The sequence below is a fragment of the Pseudogemmobacter blasticus genome, from assembly GCF_003071405.1.
GTDB classification, from domain to species: domain Bacteria; phylum Pseudomonadota; class Alphaproteobacteria; order Rhodobacterales; family Rhodobacteraceae; genus Pseudogemmobacter; species Pseudogemmobacter blasticus.
Genome location: NZ_CP020470.1, coordinates 2,242,701 through 2,268,898, shown reverse-complemented (window position 1 = coordinate 2,268,898; position 26,198 = coordinate 2,242,701). Strand labels below are relative to the sequence as shown.

The following is a 26,198-nucleotide window of genomic DNA, read 5'->3' as shown; positions in this document are numbered from 1 at the left end:
ACGGTTTCCAGCGACATTATGATCATCTTGCGCAATATGATGCGCGAAGTGGTGACAAGGATAAACGAAATGGACGACACCGACCTGCGTTTGATCGCGGAGTTGCGGCGCGATGGCCGGGCGGCGCTGTCCGATCTGGCGGCGCGGCTGGGGTTGAGCCGGGCCACGGTGCGCGCCCGGATGGAGCGTCTGGCGACCGCGGGCGAGATCGCGGGGTTCACCGTGCTGACGCGCGCCGACGCCAGCCCGGCGCCAGTGAGGGCCTTGATGATGGTGGGGATCGAAGGCCGCGGTGCCGAGCGGATCATGGCGCGGCTGACAGGGTTTCCGCAGGCGGTGGCGGTTCATTCAACCGCGGGGCGCTGGGATCTGGTGGTCGAGCTTGGGGCGCAGACGCTGGCCGAGCTTGACGAGACCATCTTCCGCATCCGCGAGGTCGAGGGCGTCATGACCAGCGAGACGAACCTTCTGATGTCAACGCGGCGGGCGGGGCGCAGACAGGGGCGGCCGGATCAGAGCAGTTCCTGAGTCTCGCGTTCAGCCGCGGGGGGAATGTCGGGGGTGCCGTCCTTGCGGTCGCGGTGCAGGGCAGCGCGGCCCAGCAGCATCAGCGTGACAGGCGTGGTGATCATCACGAAGATGCCGATCACCAGCTCATGCACGATTACACGGTCCTGCCCCCAGGAAAAGGCCAGCAGCCCCGCCAGAAGGATGCCCGCCGTGCCCCAGCTTGTGCCCAGCGTGGGCGCGTGAATCCGGTCATAGAAGCTGCGCAGCCGGACCAGCCCCAGCGTGCCGAGGAAGGTGAGCGAACTGCCGATCACCAGCAGCAGCGCAACCGGGATGGCAACCCACAGCGGCAGGGCTTCGAAGGAGGTCATTCGATCACCTCGCCGCGGATCAGGAACTTGGCCAGCGCCACCGTGGCCACGAAGCCCAGCACGCCGATGACCAGAGACGCCTCGAAGAAGAACGGGGTGCCAAGGCGCATACCCGTGACGACGAACAGCAGCATCGCGTTGATGTAGAGCGAATCCAGAGCCAGCACCCGGTCTTGCGCGCGCGGGCCGCGCAGGGTGCGGACCATGGCAAGGATGGCCGCCAGAGCCAGCATGAACTGGGCATAGGTCAGGGCCCACCAGATCAGCGTTGCGGCGGTCATGCGAAAGCCTCCAGCAGCAGGGCTTCGTAACGGTCGCGGATCAGGCTGCGCCAGGCCTCATCGTCGATCATGTCGAAGACATGCAGCAGCAGCACGCCCGAACCGGGGCGGTATTCCATCCAGGCGGTGCCGGGCGTGGCGGTGACGATCAGCGCCAGCAGGGCCAGCGCGGAAGGGTTGCTGATGCGCAGCGGGATTTCGACAAAGCCCGACCGGCGGGCCCCGTTGCGGCCATTGGTCAGGATCAGCCAGGCCACCGCGATGTTGGAGCGGATGATGTCGATGCTGACGATCCCCATCAGCCGGATCAGCGGCCAGAACGCGCGGATGCGCGGACCCTTGGGTTCCAGCTTCTGGAAAACCCAGCCGGCGAACAGGCCGATGGCGGTCCCCAGCAACAGGTGGCCAAGCGAGAAGCGGTTCAGCAGCAGCCACATCAGTGTCAGCGCCAGCGACAGAAGGGGGTGCGGAACAAGGCGCATCACTCCTCCTCCTCGGGTTCGGCATCGACGGCGCGGGGGGCACCCAGCGCGCCATCGGCATAGATGGCGGGGGCATGAAGCGCCTCGGCCGTGGCGCGCATGTAGCGCAGCACATCGTCGGCCTTGATCGTCAGCACCAGCATCAGCGCGGTCAGCGCCAGCGCCGGCGCGATTTCCAGCGCCAGCACGCGCGGAACGATGCCGTCGCCAGCCCAGAAGGTTTGAATCCCGATGCGGACGAGGCCGATCAGCGTGGCAAGACCGGCCAGCAGCAGAAGCGCGACAAAGGCCCAGCCGACGGCGGGTGAAACGGCATCGGTCGCCAGAACGCCGCGCAGGATGGCGACCTTGCCGATGAAGCCCGCCATGGGTGGCAGGCCCGCCAGCACCAGCAGGCAGGCGCCGAAGGTCAGGCCAAGCACGGTCAGCGTGCCGGGAATGGCAAGGCCCACCTCGGGCTGGCTGTCTTCCTCGCGCTCATCCAGACCATAGGCGTCGGCGGTCAGCGCCAGCATGGCGGCGATGCCGCCTTCTTCGCGGCTCATCGGCTCGATCAGCAGGAACAGGGCGCTGGTCGCGAGGGTGGAGTTCAGCATGTAGAACAGCCCGCCCGCCAGCAGGGCCGCCCCGCCGCCCGCCAGCGCCAGCCCGTTCACCGCCAGCAGCGTGCCCGAGGAGACCAGCACCAGATGCGCCGCCATCCGGCCCAACCCCTGCGAGGCGAGAACGCCGACAAAGCCGAAGACCACCGTTGCCATGCCGCCGGCGATCAGAACCTCGGCGCCGAAGCCCGAGGAAATGCCGGCGGCGGTGCCGAACATCAGCATCGACAGCCGCAAAAGGACATAGATGCCGACCTTGGTCATGATGGCAAACAGCGCCGCCACGGGGGCCGCCCCGGCCTGATAGGCCAGCGGCAGCCAGAACGAGACCGGCCAGATGCCGGCCTTGATCAGGAAGGCCAGCCCCATCAGCGCGGCGCCGGCGTGGAACAGCGGCCGGTTTTCCTGTGCCATCAGCGGCACCAGCTTGGAAAGCTGCGCCATGTTCAGCGTGCCGGTGACGCCATAGATGATGGCAACGCCCAGCAGGAACAGCAGCGAGGCGGTCAGGTTGACCGCGATGTAATGCAGCCCCGCGCGCACCCGAAGCTGCCCGCCGCCATGCAGCAGCATTCCGTAAGAGGCGGCCAGAAGCACCTCGAAGAACACGAACAGGTTGAACAGGTCGCCCGTCAGGAAGGCGCCGTTCAGGCCCATCAGCAGGAACATGAACATCGAATGGAAATGCTGCCCCTGCCGGTTCCACCCGGCGGCCGAATAGACCAGCGCCGGAATTGCCACCAGCGAGGACAGCACCAGCATCATCGCGGAAAGCCGGTCGATCACCAGAACGATACCGAAGGGCGAAGCCCAGTCGCCCAGCAGGTAAAAGCCGATGTCGTTGCCGCCCGACAGTTCGTTCCCCTTGGAACGGTTCAGAAGCTCGATCGCGACAAAGAGCAGCGCCACGGTTGCGGCAAGGCTGATGAAGAACTTGGCGCGGCGGCGGCGGTCTTCGTAAAGCAGCATCAGCGCGCCCGCGAAGAACGGGATCAGGATCGGCGCGATGATCAGGTGATCAGGGCCGCCGTTCATCCTTCGCGCTCCTTGCCGTCAACATGGTCGGTGCCGGTCAGCCCGCGCGAGGCGATGATGACCACCAGAAACAGCGCCGTGGTGGCAAAGCTGATGACGATGGCCGTCAGCACCAGCGCCTGCGGCAGCGGATCGGCGTAAAGCGTGGGGTTGACGAATCCGCCCTGCGGCATGATCGGCGGCACCCCCACCGTCAGCCGGCCCATCGAGAAGATGAACAGGTTCACCGCATAGGACAGCAGGCACAGGCCCACGATCACCTGAAAAGTGCGGGGCCGCAGCAGAAGCCAGATGCCCGAGGCGGCCAGGATGCCGATGGCGGCGGAGAGCACGATTTCCATCACGCGGCCTCTTTCGCCTGGGCTTCGGCCGCTTCGTGTTCGCGCATCCGCGACAGGCGCAGCGACTGGTGCGCGATGGCGATCAGCATCAGCACGGTTGCCCCCACCACCAGCGAGAACACGCCCGTGTCGAAGATCAGCGCGGTGGCGGCCGGAACCTTGCCGATCAGCGGCAGGTCAACATACTGGGCATGGGCCGTCAGGAACGGATAGCCGAAGGCGAAGGCGGCCACGCCGGTGGCCCCGGCGATCAGCAGGCCAAAGCCCATCCAGCGGATCGGCAGCACGGTCAGCCGTGCCTCGACCCAGCGGACATCATGGCCCAGGTATTGCAGCAGGAAACCGATGGCCAGCGTCACCCCGGCCGAGAAGCCGCCGCCCGGCAGATCATGGCCGCGCAGGAACAGATAGGCCGAGATCACGATGATCGGCGGGAACATCCAGCGCATGATGACCGAGGGCACCAGCAGGTAATCGGCCAGCGACCGGGTTTCGGCGTCGGCCTCTTCCTCGGGGCGCAGGTCGCGCAGGCTTTCGGGGGCGGGGCGGAACCGGCGCAGCAGCGCAAAGACCGTCAGCCCCACGATGGCCAGAACGGTGATTTCGCCGAAGGTGTCGAAGGCCCGGAAATCGACAAGGATGACGTTGACGGTATTGGTGCCGCCCGCCTCGTAATAGGCGTTGCGCAGGAACCAGTCACCGATGTTGGGGATCAGCGGCCGGGTCATGATGACAAAGGCCATGGCGGCGATGCCGGCCCCCGCCACCGAGGCGATGATCAGATCGCGCAGGCGGCGGGCGCGGGCGGGCAACAGCGTGTCTTCGTGAATCTCTTCCCGCCGACGCGGCAGCCAGCGCAGGCCCAGCAGCAGCAGCACGGTTGTCACGATTTCGACCAGAAGCTGCGTCACCGCCAGATCGGGGGCGGAGAACCACGCGAAGGTCAGGCAGGTGACCAGCCCCGCGCCACCCAGCAGCGTAAGGGCGGCAAAGCGGTGATATTTCGCCTGCCAGGCGGCGCCCAGCGCGCAGGCGGCGCCCACGATCCACATCAGGGCAAAGGACGGGTTCAGCGCGTTGGTCCGCGGTTCGGCCGCCTGTTGCAAGGTGCCCCAAAGCGCAAGCCCGACACCGGCAATCGCCAGAAGAACGATGGTGCGCAACTGGGTTTGCAGCTTCTCGCTGCCGATGATGGCCATGACCGCGCGCGGCACCCGCCAGGACAGCAGCAACAGACCCTTTTCAAACAGCCGCTGCGCCCGCAGCCGGTGCAAGAGCGGCGGGCCTTCGGGCCCTTCGGCAATGCGCTGGGCAAAGGCGAAATACAGGATCACCCCGCCGGCAAGGGCGCCCAGGCTCATCAGCAGGGGGGTGTTGATGCCGTGCCAGATGGCGATGTCATAATCGGGCAGGGTGGTACCGGTCACGGATTCGACCGCCAGGTTCAGCGTGGGGCCCAGGGTCAGGCCGGGGAACACGCCAACCACAAGGCAGACCAGAACCAGCGCCTCGACCGGCAGGCGCAGCCAGGCCACGGGTTCATGCGGGGTTTGCGGCAGGTCGGTCGGTTCGGGGCCGAAGAACACGGCGGCGATGAAGCGCAGCGAATAGGCGACGGCAAAGATGCTGGCCAGCGTGGCGATCCAGGGCAGCGCATTGTCCAGCCAGGTGCCGTTGTGCCAATCCACCGCCTCGGCGAAGAACATCTCTTTCGACAGAAAGCCATTCATCAGCGGCACCCCCGCCATGGCGGCCGAAGCCACGATGGCCAGCGTTCCGGTGATGGGCATGTAGCGCATCAGCCCGCTGAGGCGCCGCATGTCACGGGTGCCGGTTTCATGGGCGATGATCCCTGCCGCCATGAAGAGCGAGGCCTTGAACACCGCATGGTTCACGATGTGGAAGATCGCCGCCAGAATGGCGGTGCTGCTGCCAAGCCCGGCCAGCGCGGTGATCAGGCCAAGGTGGCTGATGGTGGAATAGGCCAGCAGACCCTTCAGGTCATGCCGGAACAGCGCGATCACCGCGCCCATCAGCAGCGTGGCCATGCCGGTGCCGGTAACGGCGAAGAACCAGAGCTCGGTCCCGCCCAGCGCGGGGGAAAAGCGGATCAGCAGGAACACCCCGGCCTTCACCATGGTGGCCGAATGAAGGAAGGCCGACACCGGCGTCGGCGCGGCCATGGCGCCGGGCAGCCAGAAATGGAACGGGAACTGCGCCGATTTGGTGAAGGCGCCCAGCAGGAACAGCACCAGAACCAGCGGATACAGCGGATGCGCGCGGATCAGGTCACCCGAGGCCAGAACGCGGTCCAGGTCATAGGTGCCCAGGATCTGGCCGATGATCAGCATCGACAGCAACAGGCACAGACCACCGCTTGCGGTGACGATCAGCGCCATCCGTGCGCCATCGCGCGCGGCCTGGCCCTGATACCAGTAGCCGATCAGCAGGAACGAAATGATCGAGGTCAGTTCCCAGAACACCACCATCATCAGGATGTTGCCGGACATCAGCATACAGATCATGGCGCCGGTGAAGGCCATGAGGAAGGAATAGAACCGGGGAACCGGGTCGGTTTCGGCCAGGTAGTAGCGGGCGTAGATCACCACCAGAATACCGATGGACAGCACAAGGGTGATGAACAGCCAGACGAAACTGTCGATGCGGAACGAAAGGTTCAGGCCCAGCGACGGCACCCAGCGCAGAACGGCGCGCACTGGTTCGCCATCGGCAACGGCGCCGTGCAGACCCGCCATGACCCCAAGCCCCGCCAGCAGCAGTGCCCCCGACACCCAGGCCGCCGCCCCGTGGGCATTTTCCGGCAACGTTGCCGTTGCCAGCGCCGCCACGAAGGGCAGGAACGCAAGGACCAGGATCAGGTTCTGCTCAATCATGCAGCGGCGGTCTTTCACTCACTTTGTTGCAACCGGGAAAGGGCGATGACCGCGAACGCACAAGGCCGCCCATCCACCCGCGGGCGGTTGCAGCAACCCCGATACCCCGTGATTGACCCTTACGCTTTATGAAGGCGCAGGGGCTGCGGATTCAACCCGCCAGTTTCGACAATGTGGCCGCAGGGCGTAAATTCGTCTTTCAGTTTCGTCACAAACCGCACGCTTCCGGCAGGCTGCGGACCGGAAAGGCGGCTTCAGTCGCGCCAGCGGCCGAAGCCGAAGCCAAGATAATCGCGGGCATAGGCTTCTTCGGCGGCCTCTTCGAGAGAGGCATCCCAGATTTCCGACAGGGCCGTTTCGGCGGCACTGTCGGCGCGCGGGGCGGATGGGGCAGTCAGGCCCAGCTCTGCCGCCAGATAGGCCAGACCATCGGCGAGACGGTCTTCGCGCAGGATCACATCGGGCGGCTGGAAGCCGGCGAAGCCTTGCAGAACCGCGGTCTGGCTGGCCCAGTGCGGATCAACCCGCGGGCCGGTCTGGCCCGCGACAGAAAGCCGGGCAAAGCGCAGGAAGGCCAGGAAGGCCTGGCGGTGCTGGTCAACATCGGCGAAAGGCAGGCCCGGCGGCGGAAGGTCTGCCTTTTGCAGACGGATCAGGCTGGCGCGCTGATCGGCCAGACGACCGGACACGATCATCTCGCGGAAGGCCACATGGGCGCGCAGCAGCGGGTGGCGCAGCACGGTAAAGCTGCGGTGCGGGCAGTTGGCCCGCTTCCACTGGCGCAGCGATTTCTGGGTGAATTCCTCGATCACCTCGCCGGGGTGCAACTTTTCCAGCCAGTCCCGCACCACCGCAGAGGGGCCGGAGCGAACCGGCATGAACAGCAGCCCCGATGCGGCCACATAGGACGGAATGGCGGGCGGGCGGCGCGGTTCGAAGTTCGGCGTGCGCGACAGGTTGAACCGATCAAGCCGCGTCAGCGCGGTTTCCATCTGGTCGAAATTGGCGACCTTGGTGCCAATCTCTTCGGGGTTCTGCTTCTTGAGCGTGCCATCCACCGCTTCAAGCCGCGCCTCGACCCCCAGCCAGCCGGCCAGGCCGTTCAGCACCGCGACATCGCCGATGTCTTCGTAATCAAGATAGAACGCCGTCTGCCCGCTGGTCTGAAGCGCGCGCAGTATCTGCAACTGGAAATCCTGCGCGGCGGTCAGGTAATGCTCGAACTCGGCGGGGTCGAACTGTGCCTTTGCCTGCCGCAGGTTCTTGACGTTGGTCAGCTTCCACTGGCCGGTGGCCTGCGCGATCTTCCAGCTTACATAGCTTTCCGCCGGGTTGCGGGTCAGCACGATCTTGGCGCAGGCCGGATCGTCCAGCAGCAGCGGCAGGATACGGGCGTCGTGATCATGGAAATAGCGGAAGCCGGAAAGGCCGGGCGTTTTCGCGCGGATGCGGCGCAGCAACAGCGCTGGGTTCTGATCGCGCTGTTCAAGATCAACGCCGAACAGTTCGGTCTGGTCCTTCTTGCCGATGAAATGCGGGTTGAACACCTCACCCAGACAGGCGACGCCCGGAAGGGCATTCAGGTTCGCCTCAAGAAAGTTCGAGCCTGTCCGCATTCCGGCAAGCATGACGAAAGAGGTGAATACGGGCATCGGTGATCACTTCATTGCTTGGACCGGGCACGACGACCCGAGGTTGGAGAAGGACCATTTACCGGGAAATCGCCCATCAGGACCGGCTTCATGCCCTGATTGCGCAGATTCTGAAGGAACTGACCAAAGCCGGTAAGATCAACCAGCCGCGGCACCTCGGACAGGCGGTGCGGGCTGCGCGGGTTGATTTCATCGACGATGGTCTGAAGGGGTTCTATGGGGTTTTCCAGGAACTCGGCAAGGTTCCAGATGCGGACCCGGGCCTTGGAGGTGGGGGCCCGCAAGACGGACAGGAATTCGGATTCGATGCGCTGCAACCGGGCGGCCTCGGTCCGGATGATGCCGAAGTTCAGGTTGGACCGGAACAGCGGAATCGCAAAGGCGCCGGTGATGACCGACACCTGGGCGTTGGGATCGCCGGCGATGAATTCGGTGATCTTCTGCGCGTCGTCGGGCCCGAACTGGAAACACTGGCGTTCGCCGCGGGTGTTCCAGATCAGGCTGGCAAGAAAGGCGCGCGGGTTATAGTCGCGCAGGGCTGTGCTGTCAGACAGGCAGCCGTTGTAGATGCCCACACCGCCGGCAAACTGCACACGATCCGGCGCGAACAGGTTGCCATGCACGCGGATGCCGGCGGATTTGGAAAGCCAGGTCTCGAAATCCTCGAACAGCTCGGCAAAGCCCTGGAACAGCGAATAGGGCGCGGCAGTCCGGCCGTTTTCGCGTTCCCGCGTGGGAAAGCGCGACTGCATGTAAAGGCCGGCGCGGCCGGTCAGCCGCCGTTCGACCGCCTTGGAAAACAGCCGGTCGATCCGGCCCGGGTTCGGTTCGGCGCGGGGCTGGCTGGCGGCTTCGGGCGAGAGGAAGGTTTCATACAGCTTGTCGGCCTGCGGCCAGATCTTGCGGGCAACGAAACAGTCAGACCGGCGCAGAAGTTGCAGGTGGTCATCATAGAAGATGTGCGGCTTGCCCTGGAAATCGAACTTGGACAGCGTCAGCGAGCGGCTTTCGATGTTGGTCGAATGTATCCTGACCAGCGACTGGAAATAGCTTTCGTCGGGAATCCAGACCTTGCGGAAAAAGCGGTCATAGGCGGCGCGGCCGGGCCCGTCGAGAATGGCCGACAGGGTTTGCCGCGTCAGGCACCACCACTGGCTGCCCAGATGCGGCACAAGCCCTTCGGGCAGGCGGCGGCGTATACCAAGGCGGCGCTGCAGCCGGACATATCCGTCGAACAGGACGCGGTGCTTGCGCCACGAGAACGGGAAGCGCAGCGTGAACCGTTCGGAATTCAGGCCGCCGATCGTCCAGTCAACATCGGCGGCGGTCACGCTTTCGATGAAATCGGTCCGGGGGTGCTGGTCAAGATAGGCCTGCAATTCGCCAACCGGGCGCAATGGCAAGCATGAGCCGGAGGCCAGATAGACGCGTTGCACCTCCGGGAATTCGGCCAGCATCATGCTTGAGGCCGCCTGCGTTGCGGCCACAAGGCCCCAGGTGCCCCATTCGCAGACATGCCGGGGCGAGAAGCGGACATTGGCCAGATCGGCCAGACCGGCACGCAGGGCATCATGCTCGGCGGCGGGGGTGCGGCGGTCGACGTGAATGACCACGGGGCAGCCGTTGCTGGCCCAATAGCGCGCGACCTGCGCGGCACGGTCCAGCGCGGTATGCGTCAGCATGACGAAGCCCAGCCTCATGCCCAGTTCCCCGTGGACATGAGACCCAGAATTTCGAGCTGCCGCCAGTTGATGTACTTCTCGCTCCACTTGCACCAGAAATCGGGCTGTTCAGCCAACCCGTTGAGATAGGCCTTGTATTCGCGGCTTTCGGCATAGTGTTCGCCGCGCGCCATCTCTTCCTGCGCCTTCAGGGCGAAGGTGTCGAGGAACTTGGCGTGCAGCAGGCAGCCGCTGGTCTTTTCGCCGCCGGCGCGATCATAGACAAGGTTCAGCCCGCGCGGCAGAAGCATGTGTGTCGAACTGACATAGGCGAAGGAGCGGTCCCAGCGGACCAGCGGGATCTTGTTCAGCGCCGGGGCCTGCCGCGGCCGGCTGGCAAAGAAGGTGCGGCTGCGGGGGCCGCCCTGAATCCACAGGTTTCCGTAGGGCCAGTTGCGGGTGAAGGTGTAATTGCCGCTGTCAAACCACTGGGCGATTTCAAACGGGTTCTGGCCTTCGCGATAGGGCTGATCCTGGATCGGCCCCTGCGGATACATATCCAGCATCATGGCCGAGAAGGTGCGGATGCTGCTGGCATCCAGCCAGTCGGTCAGGGCGCGCAGCGGGCGGGTTTCGCAGAAGGGATAGATCAGGAATTCATCGACATCGACCGTCAGGCACCAGCGGTTGTGACCATGCGCGCGCAGAAGGGACATGATCCAGTCCATCCCGAAGCGCGATTTCCGATAGGACGCCGGCGTCGTCCAGAGCGACACATCTGGCTGTGCGGCCAGATAATCGCGGCTTCCGTCGGTGCTGTCGTTGTCAACGAACAGGAAGTGGTCGATCCCCAGATCGCGGTAATACTTCAGGAAATAGGGCAGGCGGACCCGTTCGTTCCGCAGGGTTGCGAACAGAAGAATTGCATCCGGCCGCAGGGACTCGGTCCGCTGGGCCACGGGGACCAGATCCTTGCGCCGCAACACGGCCCGGGCGATCAGACGCCGTCGCCGCATCCGCAGGCGATATGAACCGATCAAGCCCACCCGACGACCCTGTTCTTGACGGATTCATGCCCGAACCGGCAGGCCAACCGTCCTGCCGCGGGACAGGGCGTGGCGATGGCAGCGCCGAAAATCCTTTCAGTCCACATAGGTGAGCGCCCGCGCCGGTCAATGCCACAACTGTTCGTGTCTAGAATGTGAGGCCGGTCAAGTAAACACTGGCGCCCTTTGCACGGCATCAGATCCAGCCCCCGCGCGACATCAGGCCAAGGCCTTCCAGTTGCCGCCAGCCCTGATAGCGCTGCGAGGCAGGGCCGTGCAGCACCGGATCGGTGGCCAGACTGTCCCAGTAATCGGCATAGCGGGCCGGATCGGCAAAATGTTCGCGGCGGGCCTTTTCCTCGGCCGCCCGCCGGGCCGCCGACGGCAGGAATTTCGTGTGCAGCAGCACGCCCGAAATCTGTTCGCCGCCGGTTTCGTCAAAGGTGGCGTTCAGGCGCGGCGGCAGGGCGGAGTGGGTTGAATTCACATAGGCATAGCGCCAGTGCCAGCGCACCAGCGGAATCTTGTTCAGCGTCGGCGCGCGGCGGGGGTCTTGCGCAAAGAAGGTGCGCGCCCGCACCCCTCCCTGAATCCAGAGATTGCGCATTCGGGGCTGGACCTGCACCTGATAATTGCCGCTGTCGAACCAGCGCAGGATGGCAAGCGGATCATCGCCCGGCTGAAAGCTGTGTGCCGAAAGCGGCCCTTCGGGGTAAAGGTCCAGCATCATGGCGCCGAAACTGTCGATGCCGTGGTCATCAAGCCAGCGCGTCAAAGCCGGCAGGGGCCGCGTCTCGCAATGCGGGTAGACCAGCAGTTCGTCGGCATCCAGCGTCAGACACCAGCGGCCATGGCCATGCCGCAGAAGCAGCCAGTTCGTCCAGTCCAGCCCGAAGCGTGACCGGCGGTAGCTGGCGGCGGTCTGCCAGAGCGAGACATCGGCACAATCGCGCAGCAGGGCCGCGGTGTCATCGGTGCTGGCATTGTCCACGATCAGGAAGTGATCGACGCCCAGGCGGCGATGGTACTCCAGGAAATGCGGCAAACGCTCGGCCTCATTGCGGACGACCATCACGCAGAGGATGGCGCGGCGGCGCAGGCCGGCGGTTCTGTCGGTGATCGGCGTCAGTTCGCGGCGTTTGCGCAGCGCGCGCGCGATCAGGACACGGCGGCGCAGCCGCAGGCGGAAAGACCGCCAGACCTGCACCGCGCCCCGTTGGGGCGCAGGCAGATCAAGGATCGGATAGGCGTGGGGCTCTGCCCCCATTGCCCTATTGCGCAGCCCGCTGTTGCGCGAACATGTCGGTCAGATAGCTCTGAAACTCATCGCGCAGATCGGGGCGTGACAGACCGAAGGCAACGGTGGCTTGCAGGAACCCGGCCTTCGATCCGCAGTCGTAGCGCAGGCCACGGAAGCGGAAGCCGTGGACACCGGCCTTCGAGTCGACCTCTTCGGCGATGGCGTCGGTCAACTGGACCTCGCCGCCGGCGCCCTGTTTCATGCGGTTGAGGTTGACCAGAATCTGCGGCGACAAGATGTAACGCCCGATCACCGCAAGGTTCGACGGCGCGTCTTCGGCCTTGGGCTTTTCGACCATGCCCTTGGCACGGACAATGGCGCCGCGATCCTCGGCAATGTCGAGGACGCCGTAAGAGCTGGCCTTGGCGGGCGGCACTTCCATGGCCGCCACCATGCAGCCGCCGGTTTCGGCATAGGCTTCGACCATCTGCTGAAGGCAGGGCTTTTCGGCGGCGATCACATCATCGGGCAGCAGGACGGCAAACGGTTCGTCGCCGATCAGGCGGCGGGCACACCAGACGGCATGACCCAGGCCCATGGGCCGGTTCTGACGGACATAGGCGATGGCGCCGCTGTCCATGTTGGTGTCCTTGAGCATTTCCAGAAGCTCGGTCTTGCCCTTGCGGCGCAGCTCCGATTCAAGCTCGGGGGCGTTGTCGAAGTAATCCTCAAGCGCGGACTTGCCGCGCGAGGTGACGAAGATGAACTCCTTGATCCCGGCGGCGCGGGCCTCGTCGATCGCGTATTGGATCAACGGCCGGTCGACCAGTGTCATGATCTCTTTCGGGATCGACTTCGTTGCCGGCAGAAACCGTGTTCCCAGACCTGCGACCGGGAAGACGGCTTTTGTAACCTTCTTGGGCTTCATCACATCACTCGTTTCATTTTCCCGACAAACGGACGAACAGCCGTCTGGCTACATAAGATCCTGCGGAAACAGCGGCAGGATTCGGGCGTGGGCGTGAGATACCGGGTAACAGACCTTACGGGAAGCACCTAATGGGGGGAAAAGCATCGCCTTGCGCCCCGTCAGCACATATCTGCCAACATCGATTCCAAGACTGCCACATCCGTGGGATTGTTCAATTCCCAGAATTTGCGGCCACGGGCCTCGACCTCGACACAAAGGACGCGGCGGCCCTGTTCAAGAAAGCGAAGCTGTTCCAGACCTTCCAGCGTTTCCAGCGGGCCGATCGGCCAGCTTGAATAGGCGGCAAGGGCGGCGGGGCGATAGGCATAGACGCCCACATGATGAAAGACCGGGGTCGGCTCATCATCGGCATAATCGCGGCCGGTGTAGGGGATAACCTCTTTCGAGAAGTAGAGCGCGCGTCCCGCCTGCCCGAAAACAGCGGTGGTTCCACCAACGCGCCCGGCGCGGCGGTCGGCGCGGAACCCCGACAGGGCGGCCCCGTCGCAGCGCAGGACGGGCGTGGCGATGTCGGCCTGCGAATCGGTGGCAAGACCGGCGACCAGATCCTCGACGAACCACGGCGGCGTCAGCGGCGCGTCGCCCTGAAGGTTCACGATCACGTCAAAGCCGGGCAGGTGCGTTGCCACCTCGGCCACGCGCTCGGTTCCGTTGCGCGCATCGGAGGAGGTCATCACCACCTCGGCGCCGAAAGCGCGGGCGTGGTCGGCAATCCGGTCGTCATCGGTGGCAACGACAACGCGGTCGATGCCCCGGACGGCCATCGCCGCCTCCCAGCTTCGGCGAATCAGGGTCTTGTCACCATCGGGGCCCCGCAGGGAAACCAGCGGTTTGCCCGGATACCGGGTGCTGGCATAGCGGGCGGGGATGGCGATCAGCGTCTTCATTTCAGCACCACACCGGGGGCATGGGCGATGAAATGGGGGTTGTCCCAGCCGGGTTTGCCATAGGTCAGCGGCGTGTGGTCATCAAAGCGCACGCAGATGCCGCCCGCCCCGCGCAGCACGGCATCGCCGGCGGCGGTGTCCCATTCCATGGTGCGGCCAAGCCGGGGGTAAAGGTCGGCCTCGCCCGTGGCGACAAGGCAGAACTTGAGGCTGGAACCGGCGCTGCGGGAATCCTTCACCGCGTAACGGTTGATGTATTCGTCGGTTGCCGCGTCGCGATGGGATTTCGACGCCACCACCATCAGCGCGGCATTGTCAGGCGTTGCCACGCGCAGCGGGCGCAGGCTGCCATCTGCCAGTTCTTCAACAGAAGTTCCGTCGGCCAGGGTATAGAACAGCCGCCCCTGCGCCGGCGCATAGACCACGCCCCGGACCGGCACACCGTTTTCGACATAGGCGATGTTCACAGTGAAATCGCCGCGGCGCTGGACGAATTCCTTGGTGCCATCCAGCGGATCGACGATCAGGAAGGTGGCCGCCTGAAGGGCGTGGCTGTCGGCCTGTTCTTCGGTGATGAGGGGAAGATCGGGAAAGGCAGCCCGCAGCCCGGCGGAAATCAGGGCATCCGCCGCTTCGTCGGCCTCGGTCACGGGCGAGGCATCGCCCTTGGCGCGCACCTCGAAATCGGGGCCGTTATAGACCTCAAGGATACGATCCCCCGCCTCAAGCGCCAGTTGGCGAAGAATGGGGATAAGGTGATTGTGATCCATGGGTCTCTCCTTGTTGCCTTAGACGGGCCGGGCCCTTATCCTCTGCCGGCAACGGATCGGCAAGAAGTCCCGCTTAGGCTGGGGGCCACAGGACAGGCGAAAAGGCACGGGATGTTCCGACCGCAGGCAACCAGACTCTCGCATATGAGAACCGGGTTCGAGCTTCTCGAACTCATCTATCATTCCACGGCGCGCGCCTTGCGCAAGAACTACAGCAATGCGGTTCTTGGCCTGGTGATGGAGGTGGTGAACGCCGCCTTGATGGTGACCGTCTTCGTGGCAATGTTCCACATTCTTGGGTTGCGGCGCGTCGCGATCCGCGGAGATTTCGTCCTTTACGTCATGTCGGGCGTGTTCATGTTCCGCGCCCATACTGCGGCGATCGGTGCCGTTTCGGGGGCCGATGGTCAGGCCTCGGCGATGATGATGCACGCGCCGATGAACCCCATCGTCGCGGTCACCTCGGCGGCGCTGGCGTCGCTGTACCGGCAGATCTTTTCGGGCGCCATCATTCTGCTGTTCTACCACACCCTGTTTGAGCCGATCACGATCAGGGATCCGGTCCCCGCGCTGGGGATGGTTCTGCTGGCATGGTGGACGGGGGCCGCCATCGGGCTGATCTTCTATTCGGCAACCCCGTGGCAGCCGGAATTCTTTGGCGTCGCCTCAAAAATCTATCAGCGCGTGAACATGATCGCGAGCGGCAAGATGGTGGTGGCCAATATGACGGCGGCACCGCTCAGGGCGCTGTTCGACTGGAACCCCCTGTTTCATATCATTGATCAGGCGCGCGGTTTCATTTTCCTGAACTACAACCCGCATTTCACCTCGATGATCTACCCGATAAAGGTGGGAATGGTCTGTGTGGTCATCGGGTTGATGATCGAATTCTTCACCCGCGGGCATATCTCGGCAAGCTGGGGCAAGCGTCGATGATCCGCGTGCTGGCTTTGCTTGTGGCGCTGTTGGCCCTGCCGGCACAGGCAGACGACCTGCCGGCGCTTTACGATGTGACCGGCGTAGCCGCCGGCGATGTGCTGAACATCCGGGCCGAACCTTCGGCGCGGGCACAGGTCGTGGCAACGCTGCGCCCGAACACGCGCGGGGTCGAGGTGGTGGAACTGTCCGGCACTTGGGGCAAGGTGAACACCGGCGAAGGCGTCGGCTATGCCTCGATGACCTATCTGCGCCGCGCGGGCGCCGGCAGTTGGGCCAGCCTTGACCTGCCCCTGCACTGCCACGGAACCGAGCCGTTCTGGGGCCTGACCTATGACCCGGTGGCCGGCACCGCCACGCTGGATGACCCCGAAACCGGCAAGACGGCCCTGCCTGTTACGGCGCGCTGGGGAATTCAGCCCGGATCGAACCTGGTTGCCCTTGGCGCAACGGGCATGACGGCGGTGTTGCGCGGGGCGGCCTGTTCGGACGGCATGTCCGACAACGCCTTCGGCCTGGCGCTGGATGTGTTCCTGACGGGCCAGACGCCCGACGGGCCGGCAAGTTCGCGTCACCTGACCGGCTGCTGTTCGCTGGCCCGGCCCTGAGCGGCGGATCAGGCCGCCGTCACGACCCGGCAGGTCAGGTTGATGCGCCCGCCCTGCGGCAGCAGGGTTGAAGATGCGGGGCGGATGCGGTCAACCCCGTGCCAGGCCAGCCGCGCCGAGCCGCCCATCAGCAACACATCGCCGGACCGCAGCCAGAAACTTTGCGTGCCTTCGCTGCGGTCGGCCCCGCCGATGCGGAACAGCGCGTCATCGCCCAGACTGACGGACAGGACGGGGAATGAGAAATCGCCTTCGTCGCGGTCCTGATGCAGGCCCATCCGGGCGCCGGCATCGTAGAAGTTGACAAGGCAACAGTCCGGGTCGCGGGAAAGCCCGGTCAGATTACGCCAGATGGCCAGCACCGCCGGGGGGATCGGCGGCCAGGCCGCCCCCGAAGGATGCTGCGGCTGATACCTGTACCCGCGCCGGTCGGTCACCCAGCCCAGCCGTCCGGCGGCGGTCATCCGCACGCTCATCTGCCGGCCACCGGGTGTGACGAAAGGCGCCGCCTCTGCCACCTTGCGCAGGTCGGCCACCAGCGATTCCTGTGCCGGGCGATCAAGATAGCCCGGCCAGACGTGCAGGCCCCTGATCTGAAAAGCCGCGGTTGCCATCGTAAACCCCGAAAATTCGCAACAGACATTGGTGCCAGACCGTTGCAGGGCCGAATACGCCCGCCTATATACGCCCAGTCAAGCGGTCCGGTGCCAGACATCGGGCCAGAACCATACCCCGGCCGGGGGTGCCGAATACGCAGGGCCCCTGTCCGGTGCATCGCCTGAATGAAAGGGATACGCACATGGCCAAAGTCATCGGTATCGACCTCGGCACCACCAACTCTTGCGTCGCCATCATGGACGGCGCCGCCCCACGCGTCATCGAGAACAGCGAAGGCGCCCGGACCACCCCCTCGATCGTCGGCTTCACGGAAAGCGAGCGTCTGGTCGGCCAGCCCGCCAAGCGCCAGGCCGTGACCAACGCCAGCAACACGATCTTTGCCGTCAAGCGGCTGATCGGCCGCCGCCTTGGCGATGCCGAGGTTGAGAAGGACAAGAAACTTGTCCCCTACAACATCGTGGATGGCGGCAACGGCGACGCCTGGGTTGAAGTGCGCGGCGAAAAGTATTCGCCCAGCCAGGTTTCGGCCTTCATCCTGCAGAAGATGAAGGAAACGGCGGAAAGCTATCTGGGTGAATCCGTCACCCAGGCCGTGATCACCGTGCCCGCCTATTTCAACGACGCCCAGCGCCAGGCCACCAAGGACGCCGGCAAGATTGCCGGTCTGGAAGTGCTGCGCATCATCAACGAGCCGACCGCGGCCGCGCTGGCCTATGGTCTGGACAAGAAGGAATCGAAGACCATCGCCGTCTATGACCTTGGCGGCGGCACCTTCGACATCACCATTCTGGAAATCGACGACGGCCTGTTCGAGGTGAAGTCCACCAACGGCGACACGTTCCTGGGCGGCGAAGACTTCGACATGCGGATCGTCCAGTACTTGGCCGACGAGTTCAAGAAAGAGCACGGCGCCGACCTGACGCTGGACAAGATGGCGCTGCAACGCCTGAAGGAAGCCGCCGAAAAGGCCAAGATCGAGCTTTCGTCCTCAAGCCAGACCGAAATCAACCAGCCGTTCATCAGCATGGACCGCAACACCGGGCAGCCGCTGCACCTGGTGATGAAGCTGACGCGCGCCAAGCTGGAAAGCCTGGTGGACGATCTGATCAAGAAGTCGATCAAGCCCTGCCAGGCCGCGCTGAAGGATGCCGGCGTGTCCAAGGACGACATCGACGAGGTTGTGCTGGTTGGCGGTATGACCCGTATGCCCCGCGTGATCGAGGAAGTGACCAAGTTCTTCGGGAAAGAGCCCCACAAGGGCGTGAACCCCGATGAAGTGGTGGCGCTGGGCGCGGCGATTCAGGCCGGCGTTCTGCAGGGCGACGTGAAGGACGTGGTTCTGCTGGACGTGACGCCCCTTTCGCTGGGCATCGAAACGCTGGGCGGCGTGTTCACCCGGCTGATCGACCGCAACACCACCATCCCGACCAAGAAGAGCCAGGTGTTCAGCACCGCCGAGGACAATCAGAACGCGGTGACCATCCGCGTGTTCCAGGGCGAGCGCGAGATGGCCGCCGACAACAAGATGCTGGGCCAGTTCAATCTGGAACAGATCCCGCCCGCCCCGCGTGGCGTGCCGCAGATCGAGGTGACCTTCGACATTGACGCCAACGGCATCGTGTCGGTGAAAGCCAAGGACAAGGGCACCAACAAGGAACAGGCGATCACCATCCAGGCCTCGGGCGGCCTGTCGGACGAGGACATCGAGAAGATGGTCCGCGACGCCGAAGCCAATGCCGAGGCCGACAAGGCCCGCAAGGAACTGGTGGAAACCCGCAACCAGGGCGAAAGCCTGCTGCATTCGACCCGGAAGTCGCTGGCCGATCATGGCGACAAGGTGGACCCGTCCACCGTCGAGGCGATCGAGCTGGCGATGAGCCCGCTGGAAGACGCGCTGAAAGGCGAAGATGCGGGCAAGATCCGCAGCGGCATCCAGAACCTGACCGAAGCCGCGATGAAGCTGGGCGAGGCCATCTACAAGGCCAGCCAGGCCGAAGGCGGCAAGGGCGATGAGGATGACCCGCGCCCGGTGGATGACGAGAACATCGTCGACGCCGACTTCGAGGATCTGGGCAACAACAAGCGGAAGTAATTCCGCTTGAACCGGAACGGGGGGCGGTTCGGCAACGAGCCGCCCCCTCCCGGTTCAGGACAGGGGTTTTGCGATGGCAAAACGCGATTTCTACGAGGTGCTGGGGGTTGCGCGCGGCGCTTCGCCCGACGAGATCAAGAAGGCCTATCGCCAGAAGGCGAAAGAGCTGCACCCCGACCGCAATTCCCAGAATCCTCAGGCCGAGGCCCAGTTCAAGGAAGTGAACGAGGCCTATGACGTTCTGAAGGATGAACAGAAGAAGGCGGCCTATGACCGCTTTGGCCATGGCGCCTTTGAAGGCGGCATGGGCGGCGGCGGTCCGCGCGGCGGGTTCCAGCAGGGCGATTTCGCCAGCGCGTTTTCGGACGTGTTCGAAGACCTGTTCGGCGATTTCATGGGCCGGAGCGGCGGCGGTGGTGGCGGGCGCAGCCGGGCGCAGCGCGGGTCTGACCTGCGCTACAACCTGCGCGTCAGTCTGGAAGAGGCCTGGAAGGGCGTTCAGAAAACCATCAACGTGCCCACGTCGGTGCAATGCGACACCTGCCACGGCACGGGGGCCGAAGGCGGCGCCGAGCCGGTCACCTGCCCCACCTGTTCGGGCATGGGCAAGGTGCGGGCGCAGCAGGGCTTTTTCACCGTCGAACGCACCTGCCCCACCTGCAACGGCATGGGCCAGATCATCAAGAACCCCTGCAAGTCCTGCCACGGCGCGGGCCGGGTTGAGCGTGAGCGGACGCTTTCGGTGAACATTCCTTCGGGCGTGGAAACCGGCACCCGCATCCGTCTGGCCGGCGAGGGCGAGGCGGGTCTGCGCGGCGGGCCGCAGGGCGACCTGTACATCTTCATCGAGGTGAAGGATCACCCGATCTTCCAGCGCGACGGCGTGCACCTGTTCTGCCGCGTGCCGATCTCGATGCCCTCGGCCGCGCTGGGGGGCGAGGTCGAGGTGCCCACGATCGACGGGGGCAGCGCGCGGGTGAAGGTGCCGGCCGGTGCCCAGTCGGGCAAGCAGATGCGGCTGCGCGGCAAGGGGATGCCGGCGCTGCGCGGGGCCGGCGTGGGCGACATGGTGATCGAACTGGCGGTGGAAACCCCGGTCAACCTGACCGCGCGGCAGAAAGAGCTGCTGCACGAGTTCGAGCGGTTGAGCGAGGAAAACAACCCCGAGGGCAGTTCGTTCTTCGCCAAGGTCAAGAGTTTCTGGGACGGGATGAAGGGCTGACGCCGGTCAAGCGGCGTTAACCCTTCTTTCACCAAGGCTGTGGCAGGCTTTCTGCCATGGCAAACCCCGGCTTCTCAGATGCGCATCTTCCGCTTTTCCCCCCGTCGGGGGATGAGGATGAGGCGGCCGGTCATGCGCTGACCGGGCGCCTGCCCAGCTATATTTCCGATCACCGCAAACGGCTGCGCGCCCGCTTCATGGAGGGTGGCGCGCAGGCCATGCCGGATTATGAACTGCTGGAACTGCTGCTGTTCCGCGCCATCCCGCGCCAGGATGTCAAGCCGCTGGCCCGGTTGTTGCTGGACACATTCGGCGATTTCAACCGCGTCGTGACCGCTTCGGTCCCGCGCCTGATGATGGTCAGGGGCGTGGGCGATACGGTGGTGCAGGAGCTGAAGATCGTGGAAGCCGCCGCACAGCGGATGATGCGGGCGCGGGTGATGCACCGGCCGCTGCTGTCAAGCTGGGATGCGCTGCTGGATTACTGCCACACCACCATGGCGCATCGGGAAACCGAACAGTTCCGCATCCTGTTTCTTGACCGCAAGAACGTGCTGATCGCGGATGAGGAACAGGCGAAGGGCACGGTGGACCATGTGCCGGTCTATCCGCGCGAAGTGGTGAAGCGCGCGCTGGAACTGAACGCCAGCGCCCTGATCCTGGTGCACAACCACCCGTCGGGCGACCCCACCCCCAGCGAGGCCGACATCGGCATGACAGTGCAGGTGCAGGATGCCTGCCAGACGCTGGGGCTTACCCTGCATGACCACCTGATCATCGGCAAATCGCGCGAGCTCAGCTTTCGCGCGCAGGGCTATCTGTAGCGTTTCGTCACGGGCCGTTCGCCGTGATTGTGCGCGCATCACCGCCACCAGAACCGTGAACACCCCATCCCCACGCGCCAGCGCGTGGCGTTCTGCCGCCGGCGTGGCCATGCGCCCGGGCAAGCCAGCCACCTGCCCGGCGCGATCATCGGCCCTGGCGCCAGCACTGTCCGTCAAGGCGTGGCGGGCGCGCGCCCTTACCCGGAGGCGTGCAGCCGGCGCCGGGGAATGCCCCCACCCTATTGAATCACGAAATCCGCATGAAGCGCCCCGGCGGCGTTGATGCTTTTCAGGATGTCGATCATGTCATAGGGCGCGACACCCAGCGCATTCAGCCCGGCGACCACCTCTGACAGGCTGGTGCCGGGCGGAACCTCGGCCAGACCCTTGCCATCGGTTGAAATGTCGGCCGAGCTGCGCGGCACCACCACCGTTTCGCCTTCGGCAAAGGGATTAGGTTGCACGACCAGCGGGCTTTCCTCAACCCGCAGCGTCAGATTGCCCTGGGCCACCGCAACCCGGCTGATCCGCACATCCGCCCCCATGACAATGGTGCCCGACCGCTGGTCCACCACCACGCGCGCCCGGGTTTCCGGTTCGACCAGCAACCCCTCGATCCGGGCTAGCGCATGGGCGGGGGGCAGCCCGGTTCTTTCCAGATCGAAGGACACGGTTCCCGCATCCAGCATGGTGGCCACGCGCTTGCCGAAAGCCGCGTTGATGACCTTTTCGATCCGGGCCGCGGTGGTGAAATCCGCGGACTTCAGGGCAAGCCGCACCGATGAGATCGTGGTGAAGTCGAACGGAACCTCCCGTTCGACCCGCGCGCCCGAGGGAATTGTGCCCGCCGTCGGCACCCCCTGCACGACCCTCGCCGCCTTGCCTTCGGCCGAGATGCCGCCGGCGATGATCGTGCCCTGCGCCACCGCATAGATCTGCCCGTCTGCCCCGTTCAGCGGCGTCATCACCAATGTCCCGCCCAGCAGGCTTTTGGCATCGCCGATGGCGGACACCGTCACGTCGATCCGGCCGCCCGCCCGCGCAAAGGGCGGCAGGGTCGCGGTGACGAAGACCGCCGCCACGTTCTTCGGGCGATACTCCTCTCCGGCGACATTGACGCCCAGCCGCTCCAGCAGGTTGGCCATGATCTCTTCGGTGAAGGGGGCGTTGCGGATACCGTCGCCGGTGCCGTTCAGCCCCACGACAAGGCCGTAACCGACCAGATCATTGCCGCGCACGCCATCCACCTCGACCAGATCCTTGATGCGGACCTGATCGGCCAGCGCGGGCCAGGCCAGGAAAAGAAGGCAAAGGATCAGGCGCAGCATCACAGGTAATCCGTCAGTTTCAGTTTCGACAGGCGCGAGGTGAGCAGGTAAAGTGATTCAAGCCGCGATTGCAGGTCTTCCAGCCGGGTTGCCGCTTCATAGGGATCGGCCTCGACCAGACCGTTCCGCGCAAGGCCAAGGGCGGTTTTCTCGGCCTCGTTTCGGGCTTTGGCATCGGCGATGTCCGCCTGCACCGTGCCGATCCGCGCCGCAAGCGTTGCCCGCGCGGTGCCGGATGACGCCAGCGAAACGCCGGCAGCCTGCGCAAGCTCGGCCCGCGCATCGGCCTGACCGGCCAGAAGGCCCCGGTCCAGCAGCGCAACCGTCGCCAGACCTTTCAACGTGTCGCGAAGGGCGGGGTCCAGCGCGGTGACCGGCAGATCGACGCTGTCACCCGGGGCCACCGGCAGCGCCGCGCGGGCCGCGCCCCCCTGATACAGCGCGGCATATCCGGTGGCGTCATCGAACCAGTCATTGATCGCCGTCTGCGCCCCGGCGGCCGTTGTCACCCCGGTCAGCGCGGTTTCAAGCGAGGCAAGGATCGTATCGGCATCCGGCAGTGGCGCGGTTTCAGAGACCACACCGGCAAAGACGCTTTGGTCCGCAAGGCGGGTGTTGAGCGCGGCGATGGCCGCTTCAAACTTCTGCCGCCCTTCAAGGGTGACAGCCGTCAGGTTTTCCGGCGTCGAAAGGCCCAGATTGCGCAACAGGTTGCCGGACAGGTCTTCGGCGGCGGTCGAGAGGACACCCAGCGCGGTTTGCATCGCTTCGGCCAGAAGCCCCGCTTCGGTGGTGATGGCACCATAGCCCCCGATCCGCGCCAGCGCGTGATCCATCGCCGCAAGCGCGGAGAAATCACCCCCCACCGCCGCGCCGGTATCGGCCTTCTTGCCGGTCGTCATTTCCATCGAGACGCGCGTCACCTCGGCCCTCAGCGTGGCGCCCTGGCGAAACAGCCCGGCGGTCAGAAAGGCGTTGGCGGCGATCCGGTCCATTGTCACAGCTCCAGCAGGGTGTTGATCATGTCATTCACCGTTTGCAGCACCTTGGCATTGGCGGCGTAGGTCTTCTCGATCACCAGAAGCGCCTGCATCTCTTCATCGGTATCAACGCCACCCGCCCGCTCCATCTCATCCAGGGCGGCGTAGCGGGCGGCGGTATAGGCGGTTTCGCTGTCGGCCGAGAGCCGGTCGGTTGAGGTCAGCGACAGGACATCGGACGCAAGCCCGGCCAGGCTGCGGCTGGCCGCGGGCAGGGCTGCCGAGGCCGTGGGCCGTGCCGCGCCAAGGACATTCGACAGCGCAAGCAGCAGGCCCGCGTTGCCGGAGGGGCCGGTCGCGGTGGCCCCCAGCCCGTCGCGCAGCCGCGTGACAAGGCCGCTCTGGGCAGGATCAACCCGCGCGTTGACCGACAGCCGGGATGAAAGACCCGCTTCGTTGGCGGCAGAAAAGGCGCCGCCGGAATCGGTAAACAGGCCGGGGTTTCCGGCCGTCAGCGTCGGGTCCAGGCCGGCGGCAGAAAATCTTTCCACCAGATCGCGCGCCAGCGCATCCAGCCGGGCCTGACCTTCTGTCGCCAGATCGTCGCGCACCGCGAACAGCGCAGACAGTTCGCCGCCGCTGATCAGGCTGGCCTCGCCCGCCGTTGCCATCGGCCGGCCGTTCAGTGTCAGCCCGGACAGCCCGCCAGAGGCCTGCGTCATTTCAGGGACAACGGTGTGAACCGCGGTAAAGCCGAACTGGCCAGCGGTTCCGTCCAGCAGGACCGCGCCGCCGGTGGTGATCAGCGCCACCTGATTGTGGTCCCGCGCGATTTCCCGCAGGGGAACTAGGCCGGAAATTTCGTCGATGATCTGCTGACGCTGGTCCAGCAGCGCCGAGACATCGCGCCCGGCGCCGGTGAAGCTGCGGATCTGCGTGTTCAGATCCTGCACCTGTTGCAAGGCGGTGTTCAGCGTGCCGACCGCGCCTGCAATCTGGCTGTCAGCCTTGGCGCGTTCGGCCTGAATGGCGTCGCTGGCCTGGTTCAGACCCAGCGCCAGATCGCTGGCGGCGCTGACGGCGGCGGCCAGACGCGCCTCGGACTCGGGGCGGCTGGCGGCTTCCAGCAGGGCCTTGTCCAGCGCGCCGATGCGGGCGGTCAGCGACCCGGTGGTTTCCGGGGTTCCGATGATCTCTTCCAGCCGCTTGAAAAAGCTGCTGCGGGTTTCCCGGTCATCCGCGGCCGACTGGGCGACACGGCGGTCATTGATCAGGAACTGGTCGATGTCGCGCCGGATGCCGGTGACCCGCACGCCTTGGCCGGTGCCGCCCACGGACAGGGCCGCAAGGGCCACGGACCGCTTGCCATAGCCCGGCGTCGTGGCGTTGGCGACGTTCGAGGAAATCGCCTCGGCCTGGCGGGAGGTGGCCTGAATTCCGGTCAGGGCGCTGGCAAGGGCCGAGGTCACGCTCATCCTTTACCCCTAGCGTTTGATGTTTGTGGTTTCCTGAAGCATTTCGTCCACCGTCTGGATCACCTTGGCGTTGGAGGAATAGGCGCGTTGCGTCTGGATCAGCGAGGTCAGCTCTGCCGCGACATCGGTGGTAGAGCCTTCGCGCGCATAGCCTTCGACCGATCCGGTTGGCCCATCCCCCGCATCCCACAGGAAGAACGAGCCAGACTTCGGCGAGACCTGATAGGTCTGGTTGTTCAGCGACAGCAGGCCGTTCGGGTTGGGAACGTCAACCAGCGGAATCTGGTAAAGGCGGCGGGTAAAGCCGGTGTCATAGGTGGCGGTGATATAGCCGTTCTCGTCCACCTCGACCGTGGTCAGATTGCCGACGGGCGATCCGTCCTTGGTGATCCGCACCGGGGCGAACTTGTCGGAAAGCTGGGTCAGGCCGTTCGGATCGCCCAAGCGACCGATGGCCACGCTGATCGGGCCGCCGGCAACGGTCAGGTCAATCCGTCCGGTGGCGGCGTTGTAGGTTCCGCCGGGCCAACCCGCGGTCTGGCTGACGTTTTCCAGCGTTCCCCCGGAACTGCGGCTGTCGTCAAACGTCAGGGTGTAGCGGCCGATTTCGGCGCCGCCGCTGGCGGAATCGGTGATGACCATCGTCCAGGTATTGGACGTTCCGGTTGCCGGCACGGTGGGCGTGAAGGTGATGTCCAGCGTTTCAGAGGTGCCGAGGTTGCCGAAGTATTCAACCGAAAGGGGCAGGCTGGTGCCGGCGGCCCCGGCCTCGGTTCCGGTGGCGGGCAGGTTGACACCCAGGGTCATGGTCGTGGTCGGGTCGCCCGCCGTCTGGTTCGAGTTGATGACGACAGGCTCCAGCCCGGTGATCGTGTCGCGCGGCATGACGGGGATGGTGCCATCGGGGTTGGCGGGCCAGCCCAGCAGAACCATGCCGGATTCGGTTTTCAGGATACCGTCCGCATCGGTGCGGAAGGCGCCGGTGCGTGTCATCAGAAGCGGCGTGTCGCCGGTGATGTTGCCAAGGCTGACCTCGGGGATCACCGGCAGCATACCGCGGCCTGCAACGGCCAGATCCAGCGCGTTCGAGGTGCCGACAAGCGCCCCCCGCTCCTCAATCAGGCGGAGGGTGCTGGCGCGCACGCCCCCGGCGGAATAGACGCCGGCGCCGCGGGCATTGGTAATGACCATGCTGTCGAATTCGGCCGAAGAGCGTTTGTAGCCATAGGTTCCCGAATTGGCGATGTTGTCGGAAATCGTGGCAAGCCGGGTCGCGTTTGCGTTCAACCCGGCCACACCCGCCGAGAGCGCGGAGGAAATGGTCATCGTCGCACCTTTCTGCTGCCTGACCT

Annotated in this window: 24 protein-coding genes; 6 read left to right on the top strand and 18 right to left on the bottom strand. The window is 65.1% G+C overall.

Going from position 1 to position 26,198, the window contains the following annotated elements; translation table 11 throughout:
- Positions 1 to 69: 69 nt before the first annotated feature.
- Complete coding sequence (locus B6K69_RS11075) at positions 70 to 528, top strand: Lrp/AsnC family transcriptional regulator (RefSeq protein ID WP_108644901.1); 459 nt, start codon at positions 70 to 72, stop codon at positions 526 to 528.
- Here the strand turns inward: B6K69_RS11075 and mnhG are convergent.
- The 13 genes from mnhG to cysQ form a co-directional block, all read right to left on the bottom strand.
- Positions 513 to 881, bottom strand: coding sequence for a monovalent cation/H(+) antiporter subunit G (mnhG, locus tag B6K69_RS11070; protein ID WP_108643822.1), 369 nt, complete (start codon positions 879 to 881; stop codon positions 513 to 515). The two genes, B6K69_RS11075 and mnhG, sit on opposite strands and share 16 nt — an antisense overlap.
- On the bottom strand, positions 878 to 1,162 hold the full coding sequence (locus tag B6K69_RS11065) for a K+/H+ antiporter subunit F (RefSeq protein ID WP_107671622.1): 285 nt from the start codon (positions 1,160 to 1,162) through the stop codon (positions 878 to 880). Before B6K69_RS11065 ends, mnhG begins: the two co-directional genes overlap by 4 nt.
- Positions 1,159 to 1,647, bottom strand: coding sequence for a Na+/H+ antiporter subunit E (locus tag B6K69_RS11060; protein WP_108643821.1), 489 nt, complete (start codon positions 1,645 to 1,647; stop codon positions 1,159 to 1,161). Before B6K69_RS11060 ends, B6K69_RS11065 begins: the two co-directional genes overlap by 4 nt.
- Entirely contained in the window at positions 1,644 to 3,281 is a 1,638-nt protein-coding gene (locus B6K69_RS11055; RefSeq protein ID WP_108643820.1) for a monovalent cation/H+ antiporter subunit D, read from the bottom strand. Before B6K69_RS11055 ends, B6K69_RS11060 begins: the two co-directional genes overlap by 4 nt.
- Positions 3,278 to 3,622: a Na+/H+ antiporter subunit C gene (locus tag B6K69_RS11050; protein WP_107671625.1), complete on the bottom strand. Its 345-nt coding sequence runs from the start codon at positions 3,620 to 3,622 to the stop codon at positions 3,278 to 3,280. The genes B6K69_RS11055 and B6K69_RS11050 overlap by 4 nt, the downstream gene beginning before the upstream one ends.
- On the bottom strand, positions 3,622 to 6,516 hold the full coding sequence (locus tag B6K69_RS11045) for a monovalent cation/H+ antiporter subunit A (protein WP_108644900.1): 2,895 nt from the start codon (positions 6,514 to 6,516) through the stop codon (positions 3,622 to 3,624). The genes B6K69_RS11050 and B6K69_RS11045 overlap by 1 nt, the downstream gene beginning before the upstream one ends.
- Positions 6,517 to 6,770: 254 nt before the next feature.
- A complete protein-coding gene (locus tag B6K69_RS11040) occupies positions 6,771 to 8,168 on the bottom strand; it encodes a nodulation protein NodH (protein WP_108643819.1) in 1,398 nt (465 codons plus the stop codon).
- A gap of 11 nt (positions 8,169 to 8,179) precedes the next feature.
- Entirely contained in the window at positions 8,180 to 9,868 is a 1,689-nt protein-coding gene (locus B6K69_RS11035) for a DUF5927 domain-containing protein (protein WP_108643818.1), read from the bottom strand.
- Entirely contained in the window at positions 9,865 to 10,845 is a 981-nt protein-coding gene (locus B6K69_RS11030; RefSeq protein WP_181318136.1) for a glycosyltransferase family 2 protein, read from the bottom strand. The genes B6K69_RS11035 and B6K69_RS11030 overlap by 4 nt, the downstream gene beginning before the upstream one ends.
- Before the next feature lie 226 nt (positions 10,846 to 11,071).
- A complete protein-coding gene (locus tag B6K69_RS11025; RefSeq protein ID WP_108643817.1) occupies positions 11,072 to 12,142 on the bottom strand; it encodes a glycosyltransferase family 2 protein in 1,071 nt (356 codons plus the stop codon).
- 4 nt (positions 12,143 to 12,146) lie between these two features.
- The gene (galU, locus tag B6K69_RS11020) at positions 12,147 to 13,043 is read right to left on the bottom strand and encodes a UTP--glucose-1-phosphate uridylyltransferase GalU (RefSeq protein ID WP_107671630.1); all 897 of its coding nucleotides are present in this window, start codon (positions 13,041 to 13,043) and stop codon (positions 12,147 to 12,149) included.
- Between the two features lie 161 nt (positions 13,044 to 13,204).
- Positions 13,205 to 13,993, bottom strand: a complete 789-nt coding sequence (locus tag B6K69_RS11015) for a 3-deoxy-manno-octulosonate cytidylyltransferase (protein ID WP_108643816.1) — start codon at positions 13,991 to 13,993, stop codon at positions 13,205 to 13,207.
- Positions 13,990 to 14,763: a 3'(2'),5'-bisphosphate nucleotidase CysQ gene (gene cysQ / locus B6K69_RS11010; RefSeq protein ID WP_107671632.1), complete on the bottom strand. Its 774-nt coding sequence runs from the start codon at positions 14,761 to 14,763 to the stop codon at positions 13,990 to 13,992. The genes B6K69_RS11015 and cysQ overlap by 4 nt, the downstream gene beginning before the upstream one ends.
- A gap of 111 nt (positions 14,764 to 14,874) precedes the next feature.
- Between cysQ and B6K69_RS11005 the strand changes: the two genes are divergently transcribed.
- Positions 14,875 to 15,699, top strand: a complete 825-nt coding sequence (locus tag B6K69_RS11005; RefSeq protein WP_108643815.1) for an ABC transporter permease — start codon at positions 14,875 to 14,877, stop codon at positions 15,697 to 15,699.
- Positions 15,696 to 16,307: an SH3 domain-containing protein gene (locus B6K69_RS11000; protein ID WP_108643814.1), complete on the top strand. Its 612-nt coding sequence runs from the start codon at positions 15,696 to 15,698 to the stop codon at positions 16,305 to 16,307. Before B6K69_RS11005 ends, B6K69_RS11000 begins: the two co-directional genes overlap by 4 nt.
- 8 nt (positions 16,308 to 16,315) lie before the next feature.
- Here the strand turns inward: B6K69_RS11000 and B6K69_RS10995 are convergent, their stop codons facing one another.
- Positions 16,316 to 16,921 (bottom strand): alpha-ketoglutarate-dependent dioxygenase AlkB family protein, encoded by a 606-nt coding sequence (locus B6K69_RS10995; RefSeq protein WP_108643813.1) that lies wholly within the window; start codon positions 16,919 to 16,921, stop codon positions 16,316 to 16,318.
- 185 nt (positions 16,922 to 17,106) lie between these two features.
- Between B6K69_RS10995 and dnaK the strand changes: the two genes are divergently transcribed.
- The 3 genes from dnaK (at position 17,107) to radC (ending at position 21,063) form a co-directional block, all read left to right on the top strand.
- On the top strand, positions 17,107 to 19,017 hold the full coding sequence (dnaK, locus tag B6K69_RS10990) for a molecular chaperone DnaK (RefSeq protein ID WP_107671636.1): 1,911 nt from the start codon (positions 17,107 to 17,109) through the stop codon (positions 19,015 to 19,017).
- Positions 19,018 to 19,090: 73 nt separating this feature from the next.
- The gene (dnaJ, locus tag B6K69_RS10985) at positions 19,091 to 20,239 is read left to right on the top strand and encodes a molecular chaperone DnaJ (RefSeq protein WP_108643812.1); all 1,149 of its coding nucleotides are present in this window, start codon (positions 19,091 to 19,093) and stop codon (positions 20,237 to 20,239) included.
- A gap of 56 nt (positions 20,240 to 20,295) precedes the next feature.
- The gene (gene radC / locus B6K69_RS10980; RefSeq protein ID WP_108643811.1) at positions 20,296 to 21,063 is read left to right on the top strand and encodes a RadC family protein; all 768 of its coding nucleotides are present in this window, start codon (positions 20,296 to 20,298) and stop codon (positions 21,061 to 21,063) included.
- Positions 21,064 to 21,302: 239 nt separating this feature from the next.
- Here radC and B6K69_RS10975 read toward each other — a convergent pair whose 3' ends face one another.
- From B6K69_RS10975 to B6K69_RS10960, 4 genes are read right to left on the bottom strand one after another with little or no spacing between them, the layout of a single operon-like run.
- On the bottom strand, positions 21,303 to 22,394 hold the full coding sequence (locus tag B6K69_RS10975) for a flagellar basal body P-ring protein FlgI (protein WP_108643810.1): 1,092 nt from the start codon (positions 22,392 to 22,394) through the stop codon (positions 21,303 to 21,305).
- The gene (locus tag B6K69_RS10970) at positions 22,391 to 23,386 is read right to left on the bottom strand and encodes a flagellin (RefSeq protein WP_108643809.1); all 996 of its coding nucleotides are present in this window, start codon (positions 23,384 to 23,386) and stop codon (positions 22,391 to 22,393) included. Before B6K69_RS10970 ends, B6K69_RS10975 begins: the two co-directional genes overlap by 4 nt.
- A 2-nt stretch (positions 23,387 to 23,388) precedes the next feature.
- Positions 23,389 to 24,846 (bottom strand): flagellar hook-associated protein FlgK, encoded by a 1,458-nt coding sequence (gene flgK, locus B6K69_RS10965; RefSeq protein WP_108643808.1) that lies wholly within the window; start codon positions 24,844 to 24,846, stop codon positions 23,389 to 23,391.
- Positions 24,847 to 24,855: 9 nt separating this feature from the next.
- Entirely contained in the window at positions 24,856 to 26,172 is a 1,317-nt protein-coding gene (locus tag B6K69_RS10960; protein ID WP_107671642.1) for a flagellar hook protein FlgE, read from the bottom strand.
- Between the last annotated feature and the right edge of the window lie 26 nt (positions 26,173 to 26,198).

Coding starts and splice junctions, on each gene's coding strand:
- B6K69_RS11075 (WP_108644901.1), top strand. CDS start 70: ATGGACGACACCGACCTGCGTTTGATCGCGGAGTTGCGGCGCGATGGC.
- mnhG (WP_108643822.1), bottom strand. CDS start 881: ATGACCTCCTTCGAAGCCCTGCCGCTGTGGGTTGCCATCCCGGTTGCG.
- B6K69_RS11065 (WP_107671622.1), bottom strand. CDS start 1,162: ATGACCGCCGCAACGCTGATCTGGTGGGCCCTGACCTATGCCCAGTTC.
- B6K69_RS11055 (WP_108643820.1), bottom strand. CDS start 3,281: ATGAACGGCGGCCCTGATCACCTGATCATCGCGCCGATCCTGATCCCG.
- B6K69_RS11050 (WP_107671625.1), bottom strand. CDS start 3,622: ATGGAAATCGTGCTCTCCGCCGCCATCGGCATCCTGGCCGCCTCGGGC.
- B6K69_RS11045 (WP_108644900.1), bottom strand. CDS start 6,516: ATGATTGAGCAGAACCTGATCCTGGTCCTTGCGTTCCTGCCCTTCGTG.
- B6K69_RS11040 (WP_108643819.1), bottom strand. CDS start 8,168: ATGCCCGTATTCACCTCTTTCGTCATGCTTGCCGGAATGCGGACAGGC.
- B6K69_RS11035 (WP_108643818.1), bottom strand. CDS start 9,868: ATGAGGCTGGGCTTCGTCATGCTGACGCATACCGCGCTGGACCGTGCC.
- B6K69_RS11030 (WP_181318136.1), bottom strand. CDS start 10,845: ATGCGGCGACGGCGTCTGATCGCCCGGGCCGTGTTGCGGCGCAAGGAT.
- B6K69_RS11025 (WP_108643817.1), bottom strand. CDS start 12,142: ATGGGGGCAGAGCCCCACGCCTATCCGATCCTTGATCTGCCTGCGCCC.
- galU (WP_107671630.1), bottom strand. CDS start 13,043: ATGAAGCCCAAGAAGGTTACAAAAGCCGTCTTCCCGGTCGCAGGTCTG.
- B6K69_RS11015 (WP_108643816.1), bottom strand. CDS start 13,993: ATGAAGACGCTGATCGCCATCCCCGCCCGCTATGCCAGCACCCGGTAT.
- cysQ (WP_107671632.1), bottom strand. CDS start 14,763: ATGGATCACAATCACCTTATCCCCATTCTTCGCCAACTGGCGCTTGAG.
- B6K69_RS11005 (WP_108643815.1), top strand. CDS start 14,875: ATGTTCCGACCGCAGGCAACCAGACTCTCGCATATGAGAACCGGGTTC.
- B6K69_RS11000 (WP_108643814.1), top strand. CDS start 15,696: ATGATCCGCGTGCTGGCTTTGCTTGTGGCGCTGTTGGCCCTGCCGGCA.
- B6K69_RS10995 (WP_108643813.1), bottom strand. CDS start 16,921: ATGGCAACCGCGGCTTTTCAGATCAGGGGCCTGCACGTCTGGCCGGGC.
- dnaK (WP_107671636.1), top strand. CDS start 17,107: ATGGCCAAAGTCATCGGTATCGACCTCGGCACCACCAACTCTTGCGTC.
- dnaJ (WP_108643812.1), top strand. CDS start 19,091: ATGGCAAAACGCGATTTCTACGAGGTGCTGGGGGTTGCGCGCGGCGCT.
- radC (WP_108643811.1), top strand. CDS start 20,296: ATGGCAAACCCCGGCTTCTCAGATGCGCATCTTCCGCTTTTCCCCCCG.
- B6K69_RS10970 (WP_108643809.1), bottom strand. CDS start 23,386: ATGGACCGGATCGCCGCCAACGCCTTTCTGACCGCCGGGCTGTTTCGC.
- flgK (WP_108643808.1), bottom strand. CDS start 24,846: ATGAGCGTGACCTCGGCCCTTGCCAGCGCCCTGACCGGAATTCAGGCC.
- B6K69_RS10960 (WP_107671642.1), bottom strand. CDS start 26,172: ATGACCATTTCCTCCGCGCTCTCGGCGGGTGTGGCCGGGTTGAACGCA.